The organism is Pseudofrankia coriaricola (assembly GCF_032027725.1).
Lineage (GTDB): Bacteria > Actinomycetota > Actinomycetes > Frankiales > Frankiaceae > Pseudofrankia.
Window position 1 is genome coordinate 1 of sequence record NZ_JASNFO010000132.1, and the last position, 16,165, is coordinate 16,165.

Consider the following 16,165-nt stretch of genomic DNA (forward strand, 5'->3'; position numbering starts at 1 on the left):
CTGCGGATCTTGTCGCCGCGGACCGTGTACAGATTCGGGATGTGACCGAACAGGGGTCCGAACAGGTTGCCGGTGAACAGGATGCGCTCGTCGGGGAGCCAGACGACCAGCGAGTCGGTCGTCTCCCCACCCGGCGTCGAGTACAGCTCGACGCGACGGCCGCCGAGGGTGAAGGTGTGGCTGTCGAGGAAGGTGGTGGTCAGGACCGGCTCGGGCGGCTGGTAGGTGGGGTCGACCCTGGTGATGTCACGGTTCCAGAGCCGGCGGCTGCGGCGGGCGAAGAACGGCTGCAGCCGGTGGAAGTACTCCCGGACGTCCGGATGGTTGGCCTGCGCGATCGTCTCGATGCCCGGTGCGTCGAGCTGCGACCAGCCTCCGACGTGGTCCGGGTGGCCCTGGGTGAACACGATGACACGCACGGGGTTGGCGCTGACCGCGGAGAACCGGGTCCTGATCTGCTCGGCCTCGTTGTACATCCCGGTGTTGATCAGCAGATCGCCGGCCGGCGTCGTGACGAGATAGCTGTTGGAGATGCCCTTCGACGCGAAGATGCCGTCGGCGATCGGCACGGCGTCCTGGACGCCTTCGCCCTCCCGGACGATGAGCGCGTTGAGGGGCTGCTTCTCGGTGCTCGCCGAGTTCTCGGGGTCCGGGCTGCTCATCGGGTGCGGTCCTTTCCGACCTCGGGCCGGATCTGGAAGGCGTCCGTGTAGAAGGCGAACCGGGCGCGCAGCTCGTCCGCGTCGAGCCCGAAGTCGCCCTCCAAGTCGTAGACGATGCGGCCGCGCCGGCCGCGCGGATGTGACGCCAGGTAGTGCTCGATGTCCGCCCGGGTCTCGTCGGTGACCGTGAGGCCGGCGCGTTCCAGTACGCCGGCGGCGGCCTGGACGTCGTTGCCGACGATCTCGTCGAAGCGCAGCTCGACGAGCTGGCCCGCGGGCACCAGGTGCCGGTCGCGCAGGTAGCTGCGCAGCATCCGTTCGAGGCGGTCGACCCAGTAGGCGACGTGGCTGTCGATGTCCGGACGCTTCTGGCCCGCCTTGAGCGCCATGCCGCGCATGGTCAGCAGGGACTGGATCGTGGCGACCGGGTCACGGTGGATCATCACCACCGTCGCGTCGGGATAGGTCGTCAGCAGCGGGACCAGCTGCTCGCTGTGCTGGTTGGACTTCAGCATCCAGCGCCGGTCGCTCGGGAACTGCCAGGCGACGGCGCGCAGCACGTTCTTCATGTAGCGGTAGTGCGGCGTCTGGTGGTGGCCGAGGTAGTGGTCACGGAAGCCGGGGACGTTCGCCATCCACTCCCACTGGTAACTGGCGAAGTCGGGGATCTGCAGCTCGTTCTCGCCGCAGGCGTGGTCCGGTGAGTGCTCGTGCATCGCCGCGAAGATCTCGTTCTGGCTGAGCCGTTGCCACCGCGCGTCCGAACGGGACCAGCGGGGGTCGACCCCGTCCGGCCCGGCCGTCTCGCCCACGCTCGGGGCCGGCTGCGCCGCCAGGTAGACCGGGAGATGCCGCAGCCGCCGGTCGGCGGCCAGCAGGTTCTCCAGATGGGTACTGCCCGAGCGGGGCAACGCGATGACGTTGATCGGCCGCTCGATCGGCGCGTCCAGGCAGTCCGGGTGGTCGTCCCAGTACCGCTGGATGAGCAGCCGGTTCGCCGCCGCCTTCACACACTGGTCGAGGAACGTCGCCTTGTAGGTTCGCCAGACGTTGTCATCGGCCTCGACCTCGGCCAGCAGAATGCCGAGACGTTGGGTGAAGTCGAGCGAGCCGAAGTCATCCAGGCCCGTCTGCCGGCTCGCACCCTCGAGCACCGCGTCGATGCTCATGTCCAGGGGACGTGCCTCGTCGGCCTCCAGGGCGGCCCGCTCGGCGGGCGAACGGGTGTCGTCGCGCATGCCCTCGACGCGCAGCACCTTTACGGCCATGGCGGCAGCTCCGTAACGTCGGTCTTTCCCGCGTTCGCCAACCAGCCGCCATCGATGACCACGAGGTCACCGGTGTGGTAACGCGACTCGTCGCTCATGAAGTAGACGCCGATCCCCTCGAAGTCCTCGGCGTTGCCGGGCCGCCCCGACGGGTTGTACCGGCGGTTGCGGTCGAACAGCGGGCTGTCGACCGGAATCTGGACCGTCTCGCTCACCGTGTACCCGGGGCAGACCACGTTGCAGCGGATCCCGTAGCGGCCCGCCTCGACAGCGATGCCCCGGGACATGGCCGCCATCGCACCTTTGGATGCGTTGTAGTGCTGCATGCCGGGGCTGCCGGTCAGCGCGGAAAGGCTGGCGCAGAACAGCAGCGACCCGCCGGGGTCGCCCGCGTCGTAACGCCGCTTCATGTGCCGGGCGCCCTCGCGCATGGCGAAGAACGCGCCGTGCTGGTTGACCGCCAGCAGGGCGTGCCAGGCCTGGCTTGTCATCTCGACGAAGCTGCGCTCCCGGCTCATCAGCCCGGCGTTGGCGATGACGCCGTCGATGCGGCCCATCTCCTCCGCCGCCTCGTTCATCGCGGTGACGACGCGTGCCTCGTCGCTGACGTCGACCTCCTGGGCGAGCACGCGGTGGCCGAGGCCGGCCAGTTCCTTGGCAACCTCGGCGTTCTTGTCCGCCCGCCGGCCCCAGACGACGACGTCACCACCGGCCCGAGCGACACCTCGGGCGAAGGCCAGACCGATGCCGGCGTTGCCGCCACTGACCACGACCACGCGACCCGCCAAGTCGAACATAGTGAGATTGCTATAGCAAAACCAACATTGCCGTCAAGGGTTCACTGTCTGCGCTGGTCGGCTACCGTCGCTGGCATGGCCCGCCCCGCGCCCGCGTCCGCCCGTGCGGTCGACATCGTTGCGTTCCTCACCGCGCACCCGTCCCGGGGCTTCACGATCAGCGAGCTGGTCTCGCATCTCGGGATGAACATCGCCTCGGCGCACGCCACCCTGGCGGTGCTGTGCGACAGCGGTTTTCTCATCCGGGACCCGGCGCATCGGACCTACGTGCTGGGCCCCGCGCTCGCGGTGACGGGGTTCGCCGCCCTCGAGCAGCATCCGGCGATCGGCGCCGCCCTAGAGCAGGCCGAGGTGCTCGCCGACGGGCTCGACGTCGAGGTCGGCCTCTCAGCTGTCGCGGGCCGAGACATCATCTTCCTGGCCCGCCGGGGCCCACAGCCGCTTGTGCAGAGCATCGGTTACCCCGGCGACCGCACGCCGCTGCTCGCCCCGATCGGCGCCGTCTTCCTGGCCTGGGCCGACGACGGCACGGTGACCTCGTGGCTCGAGCGCCCGGCCCTGCCCGCTCCGCTCACCGAGCTCTACCGCGGCGTCCTGGCCGAGATCCGCGACCGGGGGTTCAGCGTTCCGTTGCAGGCCATCGCGGCGCCCGCGATGATCGACGCCATCGCGAAGATGCGCAGCGATCCCACCGACGACCACGCCGAGCAGCGCCTCACCGAGGTTCTGGCGATCTCGGGGGAAATGCTGCTCTCGTTCGACGGCCTGACCGAATCGGACGAGATCGCCGTCAAGACCGTCGCGGCGCCGATCTTCGACCCGATCGGCCGCGTCATGCTGGCTCTCAGCATCACCGCGCCGGACCAGCCCACCACCGTGGGCCACGTGCTCGACCTCGGCCGCCGCCTCGTCCAGTCCGCGTTGATCGCCACCCGCGAGTCCCGTGGCCGGGTCCCGGGCCGCGACCTGGTCACCGGCACGGTCGGCTCGACGCGGCACCGCTGACGGACTCGACACCTACGACCCGAGAGGAAGCGATGGATCTCCTACCGGTCAAGATCGACTGCTTGTCACACCTGGGAATAACCGTCCGGGACCTCTCCGCCTCGCTGGACTTCTACACGCGGGTCCTCGGTTTCGTCGTTCGATTCACCGACGAGCAGGATGGATGGACCCGGGTCGGCCTGGAGATCAACGGCATCCTCCTGGAGATCTTCAGCCCTCATCGGGCTTCGTCCTCCAGTGCGGGCCTCGACCCCTTCTATCCAAAGGATCTCGGACGGCCCAAGATCGCGCTCACCGTCGCCGACGCCCAGGCGACATACCAGCGGCTGATCGACGCGGGCGTCGCTCCGCTGTGCCCGGTCACGACCACTCGCGTGTCCGCCTTCTTCTTCATTGAAGATCCGGACGGGACTCCCATCCAGCTGCAGGAGTTCTCTGGCGGCCGGCGACGCGTCGCGGACCTGTTCGCCTAGTTCGCCGTGTCGCGACCGAGATCAGGAAGAGGCCCCGATGCCGGTGATGAGGGTGTCATAGAAATACTGGGCGATGTCCCCGACGGTGCGCCTGCCTCCCGGGCGGTACCACTGGTAGGTGGAATGACACATGCCCAGGATTGCCAACGCCGTCAGGTTCGGGGCGGCGACACGGAAAACTCCTTCGGCCACTCCTCGCCTGAGAACGTCGACGAGCATTTCCCCGTAGCGGTCGGCCTGCTCGACGATCTTGTCGCGGATCGCGTCCGGGAGCTCGTGCTGGCGCTCGACATAGATGCGCATGTGGCCGGGGTGCGTCTCCGTCAACGAGACCAGGTCCGTCACCATGCCCAACAGCAGCCCGCGCGCGTCGAGGATGCCCTCGTCCAGCCGGCTCTGGTGTGCCTGGATGACCGGCTCGATCATGGCCTGCTGCATCTGCCCGAGCAGTTCGTCCTTGCTGCTGAAGTAGTAATACAGGGAAGCCTTGCGAATTCCCACGTGTTGCGCGATGGCCTCCATGGACGCCTCCTGGTGGGCGCCTCTTTCGAACAGGTCACCCGCCGCTTTCATGATCTGCGCCTTGCGGGACTTCGCCGGCACCGGGGCCTGCGCCTGCTCGTCAACCACCGAAAGCCTCCGTCCGTTCACGCTCAATTGCCGATTCTATGGGTGTCCGTGACGCCGGGGCCGGAGCGTCGACCAGGTGCGCGTCGAGGCGGGCGCTCCCGTCGGGGCGAGGAGGGGGCGGCAACCACTCAAGCCACGGCCTCGCGTCACGCAGAGCAACAGCCGATCGCCCGCCGACAAGACAGCCGATCCACACCGGCCCACCAACCTCCGAGGTAAGCCCGACATACCAGCCCCCGCAGAACCACCGCCGCCGATGCGTTGACACCGGTCCGAACCCACCCTAGGTTACCTACCGTCCGGACGGTAGACGCCTAGATCGGCCTCTCGTCGCCGGGCGCCCCCTGTGCCCTGTGCCGCGCGCGACCTCGCACCCCGCCGATGCCCGGTCGGGGACCGCGCACCGCGTGACGGCCACGACGATTCCGAGGGAGATCCGATGACCCCCGACAAACCCCACCAGGGCCGACGGCCGGACAGGAAATACCGAGTCGTCCAGTGGGCCGCGGGCCGGATGGGGAAGAAGGCCATCCGCGGTGTCATCGGCCATCCGGACCTGGAGCTGGTCGGCCTTTACGTCCACTCGGCGGACAAGGAGGGCAAGGACGCCGGCGTGCTCGCCGGAATCGACCCGGTCGGCATTCTCGCCACCCGCGACATCGAGGATGTCCTGGCGTTGGCGCCTGACTGCGTGCTCTACATGCAGGAGGGTTTCGACGTCGACGACCTGGCGCGGCTGCTGAGCGCCGGCATCAACGTCGTCACCACGCGCAACGAGTTCTTCTACGCCGCGGCGATGGATCCGGCCATCCGGGAACGGATCGAGCAGGCCTGCGAGCAGGGCGGCACGTCGATCCACGCGACCGGCAGCAGCCCCGGCTACAGCACGACCACGATGCCGATGACGCTCACCTACCCGATGCGACGGCTCGACGAGCTCACCATCGACGAGTACGCCGACATCCCGGCCTCGGTGGGGCCGGACATGATCACCAAGGTCATGCGCTTCGGCGCGCCGGTGCAGCGCGGTGAGATGGACCCACGGCTGTTGGAGGGCTCCGCGGAGGGCTACCGGCAGTCACTCACCGCGTTCGCCGACGCGATCGGCATGCCGCTCGACGGTTTCGAGGTCCGCGGCGAGATCGCCCGTGCGACCGAGCCGTTCACGCTCTCGGACGGCTTCGTGATCGAGAAGGGCACGATGGGCGCCCAGCGCATCACGGTCGCCGGCCTCCGGGACGGCCGCCCGTTCCTGACCTTCCGCGCGCACTGGTTCGTCACCCCGCACCTCGAACCGGACTGGAACATCACCGGCGAGGGCTGGCTGTTCACCACCAAGGGCGACGCGCCGATGCAGGTGCGGGTCACGTACGGACGGACGGACGAGGGCTACTCCGAACACCTCGCCGGATACACCGCGACCCCGGCCGTGAACGCGGTCCCTTACGTGGTGGACGCCGAGCCCGGTATCCGCACCATCTTCGACCTGCCCCCGCTCGTTGCCCGCCTCGGCCCGCAGTAGCCAGCCGCCGCCGGCATCAGCAGCAGGAAGGACACCCGCATGGACCGGATCAGTCCGCTGCCGCCGGGCGCGTGGCCACGGGAGATGCGTGCGGCCATGTCCGCCCTGCTGCCCGAGGCGCCGCGGCATCCATTACCGAGTTCCACGGACAAGCCCACGCCCCTGCACATGCTGGGGATCTTCGCGCATCATCCCACGCTCGCCCGCGCATTCTTTACCTTCAACGCACATGCCCTGCTGACCACCGCGCTGTCAGAACGCCGGCGGGAGATTCTCATCCTCCGGGTGGCAACATTGAGACAGTGCTCCTACGAGTGGGCAGAGCACGTCTTCCTGGCCCGGGACGCCGGCCTGAACGATGACGAGATCGCCGGCATCGCCCGCGGCGCGGACGCGCCGTGCTGGGATCCGATCGAGGCCGCCCTGGTCTGCGCCGCCGACCAACTGATCGCCGACGGCGCGATTCACGACAGCACGTGGGCGGCCCTCGCGGAGACACTCAACGTCCAGGAGCTTCTGGACGTGATCTTCACGGTCGGCGCCTACGAGACGCTCGCCTGGATGCTGCGCTCCTGTGCGGCGCAGCCCGAGACCGGCCTCAAGGCGACCTGACGTCACCGGAGTCATTGTCCGCGACCGAGCGGGCCGAAACGTCCTGCGAGCCGCGGGAGCTTTCGCACACACAACCACCGGATAGGAATGATATGCCGCGCGTCGAGATCACCAGAACCAGCATCGCACCCAGACGGAAAAGGCGACGCTCCACATTCGCGCTGTTAGCGGCGCCGCTGGCGGCCGTCACGTTACTCGCCGCCGGCTGTGGCGGGGACGGTGACACGAGCACCGGCCCGAGCGCGTCGGCGTCGACCGCCGGCGACAGCGTGCTCGGCCCGATGAACCCCGCCAAGGGCGCGCCGGTCAAGATCGGTTTCGTCTCCGACGGCAAGTACCCGGGCAGCGACTCCTCCGTCGAGGGCCGCGTGGCCGACGCGACCGTGAAGTGGATCAACGAGCGGAAGGGCGGGCTTGGTGGCCGGCCCATCCAGCTCGTCAAGTGCGAGGACCAGGGCGACCCCGCCAAGGCGACGGACTGCGGCAACCGCATGGTCGAGGAGAACGTCGCGGCCGTCGTCATGGGCGGCCCGGCGTACCCGGACGCCGTCTGGCAGCCGCTGCACGACGCGAACCTCCCGATGTTCTTCACCGGCGTGAGCAGCAACAACGTGCTCACCGACCCCAACGCGCACGTCCTCGCCGACGCCGTCTTCGGCGCGCTCGGCCTCCCGGCCGGCCTCGCCAAGGAGAAGGGCGTCAAGAAGGTCTCGGCGATCGTGATCGACATCCCGGCCGCCGTGCAGATCTACAAGACCCAGGCCCCCGCGATCTACAAGGCCGCCGGCGTCGAGCTCCAGCTCGTCACCGTCCCACCGGACCAGGCCGACATGACACCCCAGGCCCAGCGCATCGCAACCGACGGCACCGGAGTCGTCTGGGTCGTCGGCGGCGAGCCCTTCTGCATCGCCGCCTTCAACGCCCTGAACTCCGTCGGCTACACGGGCACCACCGCCAGCATCACCCAGTGCCTCGGCGACTCGACCCGCAAGGCCGTGCCCGGCAGCTTTCTCAAGGGCATGGTCATCGGCGCGCCGGCGCCCATCGGCTCCGACGACCCGTCGGTCAAGCAGTTCGAGGCCGTCTCGGAGACGTACGGCACGAACATCGACACCGGCAACGGCGTCGCGATCGGCATGTTCGCCTCGATGGCCGGCTTCCGGGAGGCCCTCGAGGGAGTCTCCGCATCCGAGCTCACCCCGGCGGGCATCGCCGCGGCCATCAAGAAGGCGCCGGAACGGGACCTGCCGGCCGGCGGCGGCATCCGCTTCCGCTGCAACGGCAAAGCCAACCCGGCACTGCCCGCCTCCTGCGTCCGCGGCGGCCTCAGCACCACCCTCGACGACAAGGGCCAGCCGACGACCTACACGCCGCTCAGCCAGACCCCGATCCCGGATTGAGCTACGCCGATCAGCATCCGAATCGGGCGGCGAAACCGCGACTCGGATCCGGGACAGTGCGCCTCAGGACGGGCTGTCCCGGATCCCGTCCGATCTGAAGGGATGAACATCCGCGATGAAGCTCCAGGACAGGGTCGTCGTCATCACCGGATCCGGCGGCGGCCTCGGCGAGGCCTGCGCGCACCGGTTCGCCGCCGAAGGCGCGAAGGTCGTCATCACCGACCTCGACCCCGCCGGCGTAGAGCGGGTGTCGGCGGCCGTCGGCGGCGTCGGGCTCGCCACGGACATTACGGTGGAGGGGAACGTCCGCGCCGTGGCCGACCTCGCGCGCCGCGCCTACGGCGAGATCGACATCTGGTTCAGCAACGCCGGTGCCTCAGGGCCCGACCAGCCCGGCGAGATCCAGGAGAACGCCCGCTGGGCGGCGGCGTGGGAGCTCCACGTGATGGCGCATGTGTACGCCGCGCGCGAGGTGCTGCCGGCGATGCTCGCGCGCGGCGACGGCTACCTCATCCAGACGGCGTCGCTCGTCGGGCTCGCGGTCCACCCGCACAAGGCGACCTACTCCGTGACCAAGCACGCGGCCGTCGCCTTCTCCGAATGGCTCGCGATCACGTATCGCGGGCGGGGCATCAAGGTCTCCTGCTTCTGCCCCGGCGCGATGCTGACACCCATGCTGCTGGACGAGTTCCCGGCCGGCCACCCGGTGCTGCGGAACGCGGCCAGGCCCGACGACGTCGCTGGCCAGCTCGTCGCGGCCATCGACCGGGAGGCGTTCCTCATCGTCGACTCGCCGGCGGGCCAGCAGGCGCTGCAGGCCCGCGCGACCGACTTCGACGCCTGGATCGACCAGGCAGCGACCCCACTCCCGTGAGACCCCCCGCGCGCCCGCCGCGGAGCCCCGACGGCTGCGACACCCGAGAGAAAGGGAGAGGAGACCGGATGGGAAGTATCTACTTCGAGAAGGTGCTGGAGATCCCGGCGGAGGAGGCCTGGGACTTCGTCGAGCGGTACAGCCGGTCGGAGGTGCACGTGTTCTCGGCGTGCGTGGCGGAGCGCCGGGAGGGGGAGTTCCGCGTGGTGACGGTGCCGGGCGGCGCGGAGGTGTGGGAGCGGAACCTGACGGTCGACCCGGTCCGTCGACGGGCGTCGTACACGGTCCCGGCACTGACCGGCGCCGAGTACCACCACGCGGAGATGCGGGTGGAGCCGGTCGGCGCCGAGTCGTCGCGGCTGGTGTGGGTGACCGACTATCTGCCACACGTGCTGGCCGAGGAACGAACGGCGCCCTACGAGGTGATGTTCGAGGAGCTCGTCACGGCGGTACGTGCGCACGCCGGGTCACGCTCCACCGGGAGCACGCCGTGAACATCGATGACCTCATCCTCGTCAGCGTCGACGACCATGTCGTCGAACCGGCCCACCTCTTCGAGGGACGGCTGCCGGCCAGGTACGCGGACAGGGCGCCGCTGTTCGTGCGCCGGGACGACGGGACGATGGCCTGGCGCTACGAGGCCCAGGAGATCCCGAACGTCGCGCTCAACGCGGTCGCCGGCCGGCCGAAGGACGAGTACGGGCGGGAGCCCACCACGATCGAGGAGATCCGGCCGGGCTGCTACGACATCGACGCGCGTGTCATGGACATGAACGCCAACGGCGTGCTCGCCTCGATGTGCTTCCCGTCGTTCCCGCGTTTCTGCGGCCAGCTCTTCGCCGAGGCCGGCACTGACCGCGACCAGGCCGCGGCGATGGTGCGCGCCTACAACGACTGGCACGTCGACGAGTGGGCCGGGACCCACAAGGGCCGGATTATTCCGCTCGCACTGCCGATGCTGTGGGACCCGGAGGCGTCCGCGCAGGAGGTCCGCCGGCTCGCCCGCAAGGGCTGTCACGCGGTCACGTTCTCGTCGAGCCCCTATGCCCTCGGCCTGCCCAGCCTCTACACCGACCACTGGGATCCCTTCTTCGCCGCCTGCGCGGATGAGGGCACCGTCGTGTGCATGCACCTGGGCTCGTCCTCGACGGTGCCCACGACGTCGCCGGACGCACCGATCGAATGCACCTACTCGCTGTCCCCGGTCAACCTGATCGAGGCCGCGGCGGACCTCGTCTGGAGCCCGATCTTCCGGAGACATCCCACGCTGCGGGTGGCCCTCTCCGAGGGTGGAATCGGCTGGATCCCGTACTTCACGGAGCGGGTCGACTACATCTACCAGCACACCCAGCACTGGTCGGGCACGGACCTGGGTGGCCGGCTACCGTCCGAGATCTTCAACGAGCACGTCATCCTCTGCTTCATCGACGACCACGTCGGCGTCGAGAACCGCCACCGCCTGAATCTCGACAACATCACGTGGGAGTGCGACTACCCGCACTCGGACACCACCTGGCCGCGGTCGCCCGAGCGCGCCATGGACCACCTCGCCGGCCTCTCGGACGACGAGATCAGCAAGATCACCCACCTGAACGCGCTCCGGCACTTCCAGTTCGACGCCTTCACCCACGTCCCGCGCCAGCAGGCGACGGTCGGGGCGCTGCGAGCACAGGCCGACGGCTGGGACGTGACCATCCGGTCGACCCGCCACCTGCGAGCCGCCGCCCCGGGCGGGTCGTAGTGCGCGACGTCCTGCGCGGTGTCAAGGTCGTCGAGGTCGCGCAGTGGTGGCTCGCTCCCATCGGCGCGACGCTGCTCGGCGAGTGGGGCGCCGACGTCGTCAAGGTCGAGCACCCGCTGCACGGCGACCCGCTGCGCGGGCTGACTACCGCCGGCACGCTGCCCGGCGAGTTCGGGCTCAACTTCATGTTCGAGCAGGCGAACCACGGCAAGCGCAGCCTCGGCCTCGACCTGTCCCGGCCGGCGGGCCGGGAGATCCTGGACCGCCTGATCCGCGAGGCCGACGTGTTCGTCACGAGCTTCCTGCCGTCGGTGCGCGCGCGCCTGCGGCTCGACGTCGACGACGTGCGGGCCGTCAACCCGCGCATCATCTACGCCCGGTCGCACGGCGCCGGCGACCGCGGGCCGGAACGGGACCGGGGCGGCTACGACTCGGCCCTGTTCTGGGCGCGCGGCGGCGTCGCCCACCACCTGACGCCGCCGGGCGCCGCGGCGCCGGTCGCGCCGCGCCCGTCGTTCGGCGACGGCATCAGCGGCCTGTCGCTGGCGGGCGCGATCGCCGCGGCGCTGTTCGGCCGGGAGCGGCACGGCGAGCCGTCGGTAGTCGACGTGTCGCTGCTCGGCACGGCGACGTGGGTGATGGGCCCGGATGTGTGCGCGGCGGCGCTCATCCCCGGCGGCCTGCCCGCGGTGCGCCGCGAAACCCAGGCGAACCCGCTTACGAGTTGCTTCCGGACCGCCGACGACCGGTGGATCTGGCTGGCCCTGCTCCAGGCGGACCGGCACTGGCCCGAGCTGTGCGCGCGCCTCGACCGGCCCGGTCTCGTCACCGACCCGCGGTTCGCGGCGGCCGCCGACCGCGCGGCCAATCTCACGGCCTGCCTGGCCGAGCTGGACGCCCTCTTCGCGGCCCGGCCGCTGGCCGAGTGGCGGCGGCGGCTCGACGGCATGTCGGGCGTGTGGGCGGTTGTCCAGGCGGCCGAGGAACTGCTCAACGACCCGCAGGTGCTGGCCAACGGCTACGCCCCCGAGGTCGGCTACGGCGACCGGGCCCACCGGCTCGTCGCCGGCCCCGCCCAGTTCGACGGCGGTCCGGCGGATCTCTCGCCGGCGCCGGCGGCCGGTGAGCACACCGACGAGATCCTCCAGGAGCTCGGGGACGAATACGACAAGATCATCTCTCTCAAGATCGACGGCGTCGTCAACTGACGTCGGTCGGCACCTGATTCGGTCCAGCTGACCGCGGAGGAGGTGCGCGATGCCCAGCCAGCAGGAGCCGGGACCGCCCGGAGGGAGTCGCATTCGGGCGGTACCCGAGGGACGAGACATCGCTGACGCCGCGAGATCGGTGACGCTCCGCGTCAGCCGCGGCCGACGCCGTTGCCGTCGTCGCCTCTGTCAGGTTCGCCCGCTCGCCGGCAGCGAACGCGGCTGAGGACATCCGCGTAGTCGGCGAGGCGGGCGACGGCGCCACTGGGCTCCGCATTGCCGGCCTGACCAACGCGGAGATCGCCGAACGCCTCTTCCTCTCCGAGGCAACCGTCAAGACACACGTCACTCGCATTCTGTCCAAGCTGGCGCTTCGCGACCGAGTGCAGGTCGTCATCTTCGCCTACCAGAACAGCCTGATTGCCGATGGCCGGCCAAGCCGTGATGCGGCCGGCTAATGTTTCCGGACTGTTCAGCCGACTGTCAGAGCCGACTATCCCAGCCGGGCACGAACCGCACACGCCTCTCCGTTGATAGCCTGACGGCATGCCCACGCTGAGCTTAGGGAACGCCCTCGTAGACCGTATCGAGGAACAGAGCATACCTGTTTCGCTCGGCCTCATCACCGACGACGAGGCGCTCATCACCCGCAGGGTCTCGCCATTGCCTGATGGATTCCTGGACAGCGCGTCGATGACCTTCCGGTTCTCGAACCACAGCTGGGTACTAAGCGTCGACGACCTCACCATACTCATCGACCCCTGCACCGGCAACGGCCGGACAGGGCGCGGGCACTATTTCGACGGCCTCGACATTCCATACCTGGAGCGGCTCGCCGCGGCCGGCGTCTCAGCCGACGCCATCGACGTCGTCTTCTGTACACATCTTCATCACGACCACTGCGGCTGGAACACCCGGCAGGTCGACGGGGCCTGGGTGCCCACCTTCCCGGCCGCCACCTACCTGTTCGTCGACCAAGAGTACCGACGCTGGGACACAGCACGCCCGGACCGGTATCCCAACGAGTACAACCCCAATGTCTTCGACGAGTGCGTCCGGCCGGTCGTCGACGCCGGCCTCGTCCGGATCGTGCCCACGCCCTACCAGGTCTCGCCGAGCCTGACCCTCGAGCTGGCACCCGGGCACACAGTCGGGCACGCGCTACTGCGCCTCGTCTCCGACGGCGTCCACGCCTACTTCAGTGGGGACGCCTTCCACCACCCGATCCAGCTGACCCGCCCGGAGCTTCACCTACCCGGATGTGACGACCTGGCCGCCGCCGTCGAGACCCGTCACGCTTTGGTATTGAACTTCGCGGCCTCACGCAGATCTCCGCGACACGGCACGACATCCCTTTTGGGCGGCTTGGTAGACGGCGAGTCCGACGGCGGAGGCTCCGACGAGTTCCGCGAGTTCTGCCCCAGCCGGGCCATCAATTCAGCAACCTGAGCCCACAACGCCTCGACCATCACCCGAAGCTCCGCGTTCTCGGCGGCAAGGTCCTCATAGGACGGACCCGGATCAGGGGGCACCACACCATGGTCGGCGACCCACCGCGTAGATCAACCAGCCACGCCGAAGACCTGCCAGTCACATCCGGTCTAGGGTTCGAAGCCGTGGATGACGCGGCAGGCGGCCAGCGGGGCACCAGGGCCGTCGTCTCGGCGGATCTTGAAGGGTTCCTGCGAGCGAACTGGGGCGTGTGGCCTGCCGGGCCAGCGCCGGACCTGGGCGGTTCGAGCAATCTGAACCTGCTGGTCACCGACGGCCGGTCGCTGCAGGTGGCCCGGGTATACCGGCCGTTTGTGACCGGCCAGCGGGTCGCCGCCCTCCAAGCGGTCCGTCAGCATCTCGCCAGCCACGGCGTGCCCTGCGCTGAGCCCATCCCGGCGGCAGGTGGCCGTGGCTGGGAGACCTTCGAGGGCCGGGCCGTGGAGGTCGAACCCTATGTGGCCGCGCCGGCCGCGATGAACACGCTGGCCCGGGTGCGAACGGGGCTGGCGGTGCTGGGGCGCATCCACGCGCTTCTGCAGGCGTTCCCCTCCAGCCCGGCCGCGGCGGCACCCCGCTTCGCCAACTACATCGCCGCCGATGGCCTTATGGAGGCCGTCGCCGCTGGGACCCGCCGCATCCGCGCCTGGCAGCCGACTCCTGCCGAGGCGCGGCTGGCCGACCTCGCCGATGACCTCGCCAAAACCCTCGCCCAACACGAGCGGGACCGCCCCATCCAGCCCCGCCGTCAGCTCGTGCACGGCGACTTCTGGGACAACAACGTCCGGTTCCGTCACGGGCAGGTCGCCCTGGTCACCGACTTCGACTTCCTCGCAGCCCGCCCGCGAACCGATGATCTCGCGCTCACCCTGTACTTCACCAGCATCGACATCACCGACATCACCACCGACCCAGCGCCACTCACCGAGCTGACCGACGCCTACCAATCTGGCCTCGGCACAAGGCTGTCACCGCACGAGCGGGCCGCCATACCGCTGGCCATGGCACGGCAGCCACTGTGGTCCATAGCAGTCTGGGTGGCCCTCCTCGACGACCAAGACGCAGCCCAACGCCACCTCGCCGCCACCGCACCCGAACTCGAATGGGCGCTGCAACTCACCAGCCGCATCACTCAGGTCCAGGACGCGCTCGCCGACGGCACCTGAACAAGAAGGACTACGCGTCAGAACCATCGGAACGGGGAACCTGACCAGTTACGCCTCGCCATCCCGCGTACGGGAGGCGGGGCCGGACAGCACGCCCGAGAATCCCCGCACTGCAAAGGCGGGGGGTCGGCAGGCAGTCGGTGGCCCACCGGGTCTCGGTGTGCCCGTCGATCCCGAGACGTAGATGCCACGGCTGCGGGTGGCACAGCGATGTCAGGCCAGTCTTCGCCGGTTGGCGCCGTCAGCCTGAGGCGCCTGGTCATCGCTGCGCCCCGGTCGCCGCAGCCAGGAGCGACAGGTCGAAAACCTCGCGGAGACCGATCATGTAGAAATGAGTTGAATCCCCCACCGACACTCTCCTTCGTACATGATCGCCGGAGGCATGGCCTCGGCGATCACTCGCTGTGCTCCTGGTTCGTAGGTGAGCTGGAGTCCGAGCTGGGCGTAGATCTCCGCTTTGTCCGCCGGGTCGACCTCGGCCACGGCGGCGACGATGTCGCCCACGGCAGCGACCAAATCGGTGATCTCGTCTTCTGTCATGCGCTTGCGGCCGGTGGTCGCGCGCAGGCGGGCCTGGGCGGCGGCGCGTTCGGTGTTGGCTTTGGCGGTCCAGCGGGCGACGAGGGCGGGGTCGGTGCCGGCTTCGAGGGCGAGCCGGTAGCGCTCGAGCTTGAGGTCGCAGTCGGCGATCGTCCGCCATGCCTGGGCGAGGTCGTCGTCGTGGCTGATGGTGGTGTCGTCGTCCTGGGCGGCGGTGAGGGCGACGATGGTCGTGTGCAGCCGGGGTGGGGTGAAGGCGCGGGCGAGCCAGCCGTCGAGGTGGGCGACGATGAGTTCCTCGCGGACGTAGACGCTGCGGGGGTGCTGCACGTGGTTGGCGAGGGCATACTGGTCGGGGAAGACGCAGCGGTAGTGAGGTTTGCCGTTGTTCCAGCTGCCCTGCATCCGCCGCTGGCAGATCCCGCAGCCCTCGGTGCCGCCGCGATGGCCTGCGCCCACAACACGCGCACCTACCTCGGAGCCCGCTACCGCCGCATCGCCACCCGGCGCGGACCCCAGAAAGCCAACGTCGCGGTCCAGCACGCGATGCTCACCGCGATCTGGCACATGGCCACCACCGCCACCACCTACCAGGACCCCGGCGCCGACTACTACACCCGCCTCAACCCCGAAAGAGCCAGAACCCGCGCCGTCCGCCAACTCGAGACCATGGGCTACCGCGTCACCCTCGACACCGCATCCTGACCTCACCGGCAGCCGGCAGCCGGCGCGCGACAACGCGCCGGCAACTCCACCTGCCCAGCTATCAGCGACCG

The 16,165-nt window shown here is 69.4% G+C and carries 17 protein-coding genes and 2 pseudogenes; 13 read left to right on the top strand and 6 right to left on the bottom strand.

Annotated features, from left to right (window positions below; genetic code table 11):
- The 3 genes from QOZ89_RS43745 to QOZ89_RS43755 form a co-directional block, all read right to left on the bottom strand.
- On the bottom strand, window positions 1-662 hold a 662-nt coding region (locus tag QOZ89_RS43745; RefSeq protein ID WP_312630114.1), incomplete at its 3' end, for an MBL fold metallo-hydrolase.
- Window positions 659-1,930 (bottom strand): sulfotransferase family protein, encoded by a 1,272-nt coding sequence (locus tag QOZ89_RS43750; RefSeq protein WP_071049239.1) that lies wholly within the window; start codon window positions 1,928-1,930, stop codon window positions 659-661. The genes QOZ89_RS43750 and QOZ89_RS43745, both read right to left, overlap by 4 nt.
- A complete protein-coding gene (locus tag QOZ89_RS43755) occupies window positions 1,921-2,727 on the bottom strand; it encodes an SDR family NAD(P)-dependent oxidoreductase (protein WP_071049240.1) in 807 nt (268 codons plus the stop codon). Before QOZ89_RS43755 ends, QOZ89_RS43750 begins: the two co-directional genes overlap by 10 nt.
- A gap of 75 nt (window positions 2,728-2,802) precedes the next feature.
- Here QOZ89_RS43755 and QOZ89_RS43760 point away from each other — a divergent pair, with 75 nt between their 5' ends.
- Window positions 2,803-3,732, top strand: a complete 930-nt coding sequence (locus tag QOZ89_RS43760) for an IclR family transcriptional regulator (RefSeq protein ID WP_312630117.1) — start codon at window positions 2,803-2,805, stop codon at window positions 3,730-3,732.
- A 32-nt stretch (window positions 3,733-3,764) separates the two neighbouring features.
- Complete coding sequence (locus QOZ89_RS43765; protein ID WP_312630118.1) at window positions 3,765-4,205, top strand: VOC family protein; 441 nt, start codon at window positions 3,765-3,767, stop codon at window positions 4,203-4,205.
- 21 nt (window positions 4,206-4,226) lie between these two features.
- Here the strand turns inward: QOZ89_RS43765 and QOZ89_RS43770 are convergent, their stop codons facing one another.
- Window positions 4,227-4,835 carry a TetR/AcrR family transcriptional regulator gene (locus QOZ89_RS43770; RefSeq protein ID WP_071049243.1) on the bottom strand — a complete coding sequence of 203 codons (609 nt, stop codon included), beginning with the start codon at window positions 4,833-4,835 and terminating at the stop codon, window positions 4,227-4,229.
- Window positions 4,836-5,274: 439 nt separating this feature from the next.
- On the opposite strand from QOZ89_RS43770, the gene QOZ89_RS43775 reads away from it, so the two are divergent.
- From QOZ89_RS43775 to QOZ89_RS43815, 9 genes and pseudogenes are all read left to right on the top strand, one after another.
- Window positions 5,275-6,357, top strand: coding sequence for an NAD(P)H-dependent amine dehydrogenase family protein (locus QOZ89_RS43775; RefSeq protein ID WP_312630121.1), 1,083 nt, complete (start codon window positions 5,275-5,277; stop codon window positions 6,355-6,357).
- Window positions 6,358-6,453: 96 nt separating this feature from the next.
- Window positions 6,454-6,969, top strand: coding sequence for a carboxymuconolactone decarboxylase family protein (locus QOZ89_RS43780; RefSeq protein ID WP_312630123.1), 516 nt, complete (start codon window positions 6,454-6,456; stop codon window positions 6,967-6,969).
- Window positions 6,970-7,061: 92 nt separating this feature from the next.
- Entirely contained in the window at window positions 7,062-8,369 is a 1,308-nt protein-coding gene (locus QOZ89_RS43785) for an ABC transporter substrate-binding protein (RefSeq protein ID WP_071049246.1), read from the top strand.
- Window positions 8,370-8,484: 115 nt separating this feature from the next.
- A complete protein-coding gene (locus tag QOZ89_RS43790; protein WP_071049247.1) occupies window positions 8,485-9,243 on the top strand; it encodes an SDR family oxidoreductase in 759 nt (252 codons plus the stop codon).
- A gap of 68 nt (window positions 9,244-9,311) precedes the next feature.
- The gene (locus tag QOZ89_RS43795; RefSeq protein ID WP_071049248.1) at window positions 9,312-9,737 is read left to right on the top strand and encodes an SRPBCC family protein; all 426 of its coding nucleotides are present in this window, start codon (window positions 9,312-9,314) and stop codon (window positions 9,735-9,737) included.
- Window positions 9,734-10,984, top strand: a complete 1,251-nt coding sequence (locus tag QOZ89_RS43800; protein ID WP_071049249.1) for an amidohydrolase family protein — start codon at window positions 9,734-9,736, stop codon at window positions 10,982-10,984. Before QOZ89_RS43795 ends, QOZ89_RS43800 begins: the two co-directional genes overlap by 4 nt.
- Window positions 10,984-12,192, top strand: coding sequence for a CaiB/BaiF CoA transferase family protein (locus tag QOZ89_RS43805; RefSeq protein WP_312630126.1), 1,209 nt, complete (start codon window positions 10,984-10,986; stop codon window positions 12,190-12,192). Before QOZ89_RS43800 ends, QOZ89_RS43805 begins: the two co-directional genes overlap by 1 nt.
- 284 nt (window positions 12,193-12,476) lie before the next feature.
- A complete protein-coding gene (locus QOZ89_RS43810; RefSeq protein WP_491677142.1) occupies window positions 12,477-12,650 on the top strand; it encodes a response regulator transcription factor in 174 nt (57 codons plus the stop codon).
- A 235-nt stretch (window positions 12,651-12,885) separates the two neighbouring features.
- Window positions 12,886-13,425 (top strand): annotated as a pseudogene (locus QOZ89_RS43815) (MBL fold metallo-hydrolase); the annotation flags it as partial.
- 59 nt (window positions 13,426-13,484) lie between these two features.
- On the opposite strand, the gene QOZ89_RS48005 reads toward QOZ89_RS43815, so the two are convergent.
- Window positions 13,485-13,661: a DUF6444 domain-containing protein gene (locus QOZ89_RS48005; protein WP_397428957.1), complete on the bottom strand. Its 177-nt coding sequence runs from the start codon at window positions 13,659-13,661 to the stop codon at window positions 13,485-13,487.
- A 147-nt stretch (window positions 13,662-13,808) separates the two neighbouring features.
- Here QOZ89_RS48005 and QOZ89_RS43825 point away from each other — a divergent pair, with 147 nt between their 5' ends.
- A complete protein-coding gene (locus QOZ89_RS43825; protein WP_312630128.1) occupies window positions 13,809-14,849 on the top strand; it encodes a phosphotransferase enzyme family protein in 1,041 nt (346 codons plus the stop codon).
- Window positions 14,850-15,170: 321 nt separating this feature from the next.
- Here QOZ89_RS43825 and QOZ89_RS43830 read toward each other — a convergent pair whose 3' ends face one another.
- Window positions 15,171-15,848 (bottom strand): recombinase zinc ribbon domain-containing protein, encoded by a 678-nt coding sequence (locus tag QOZ89_RS43830; protein WP_312630138.1) that lies wholly within the window; start codon window positions 15,846-15,848, stop codon window positions 15,171-15,173.
- Between QOZ89_RS43830 and QOZ89_RS43835 the strand changes: the two are divergent.
- Window positions 15,816-16,094: pseudogene (locus QOZ89_RS43835) on the top strand (IS110 family transposase); the annotation flags it as partial. The gene QOZ89_RS43830 and the pseudogene QOZ89_RS43835 overlap by 33 nt on opposite strands.
- Window positions 16,095-16,165 lie beyond the last annotated feature (71 nt).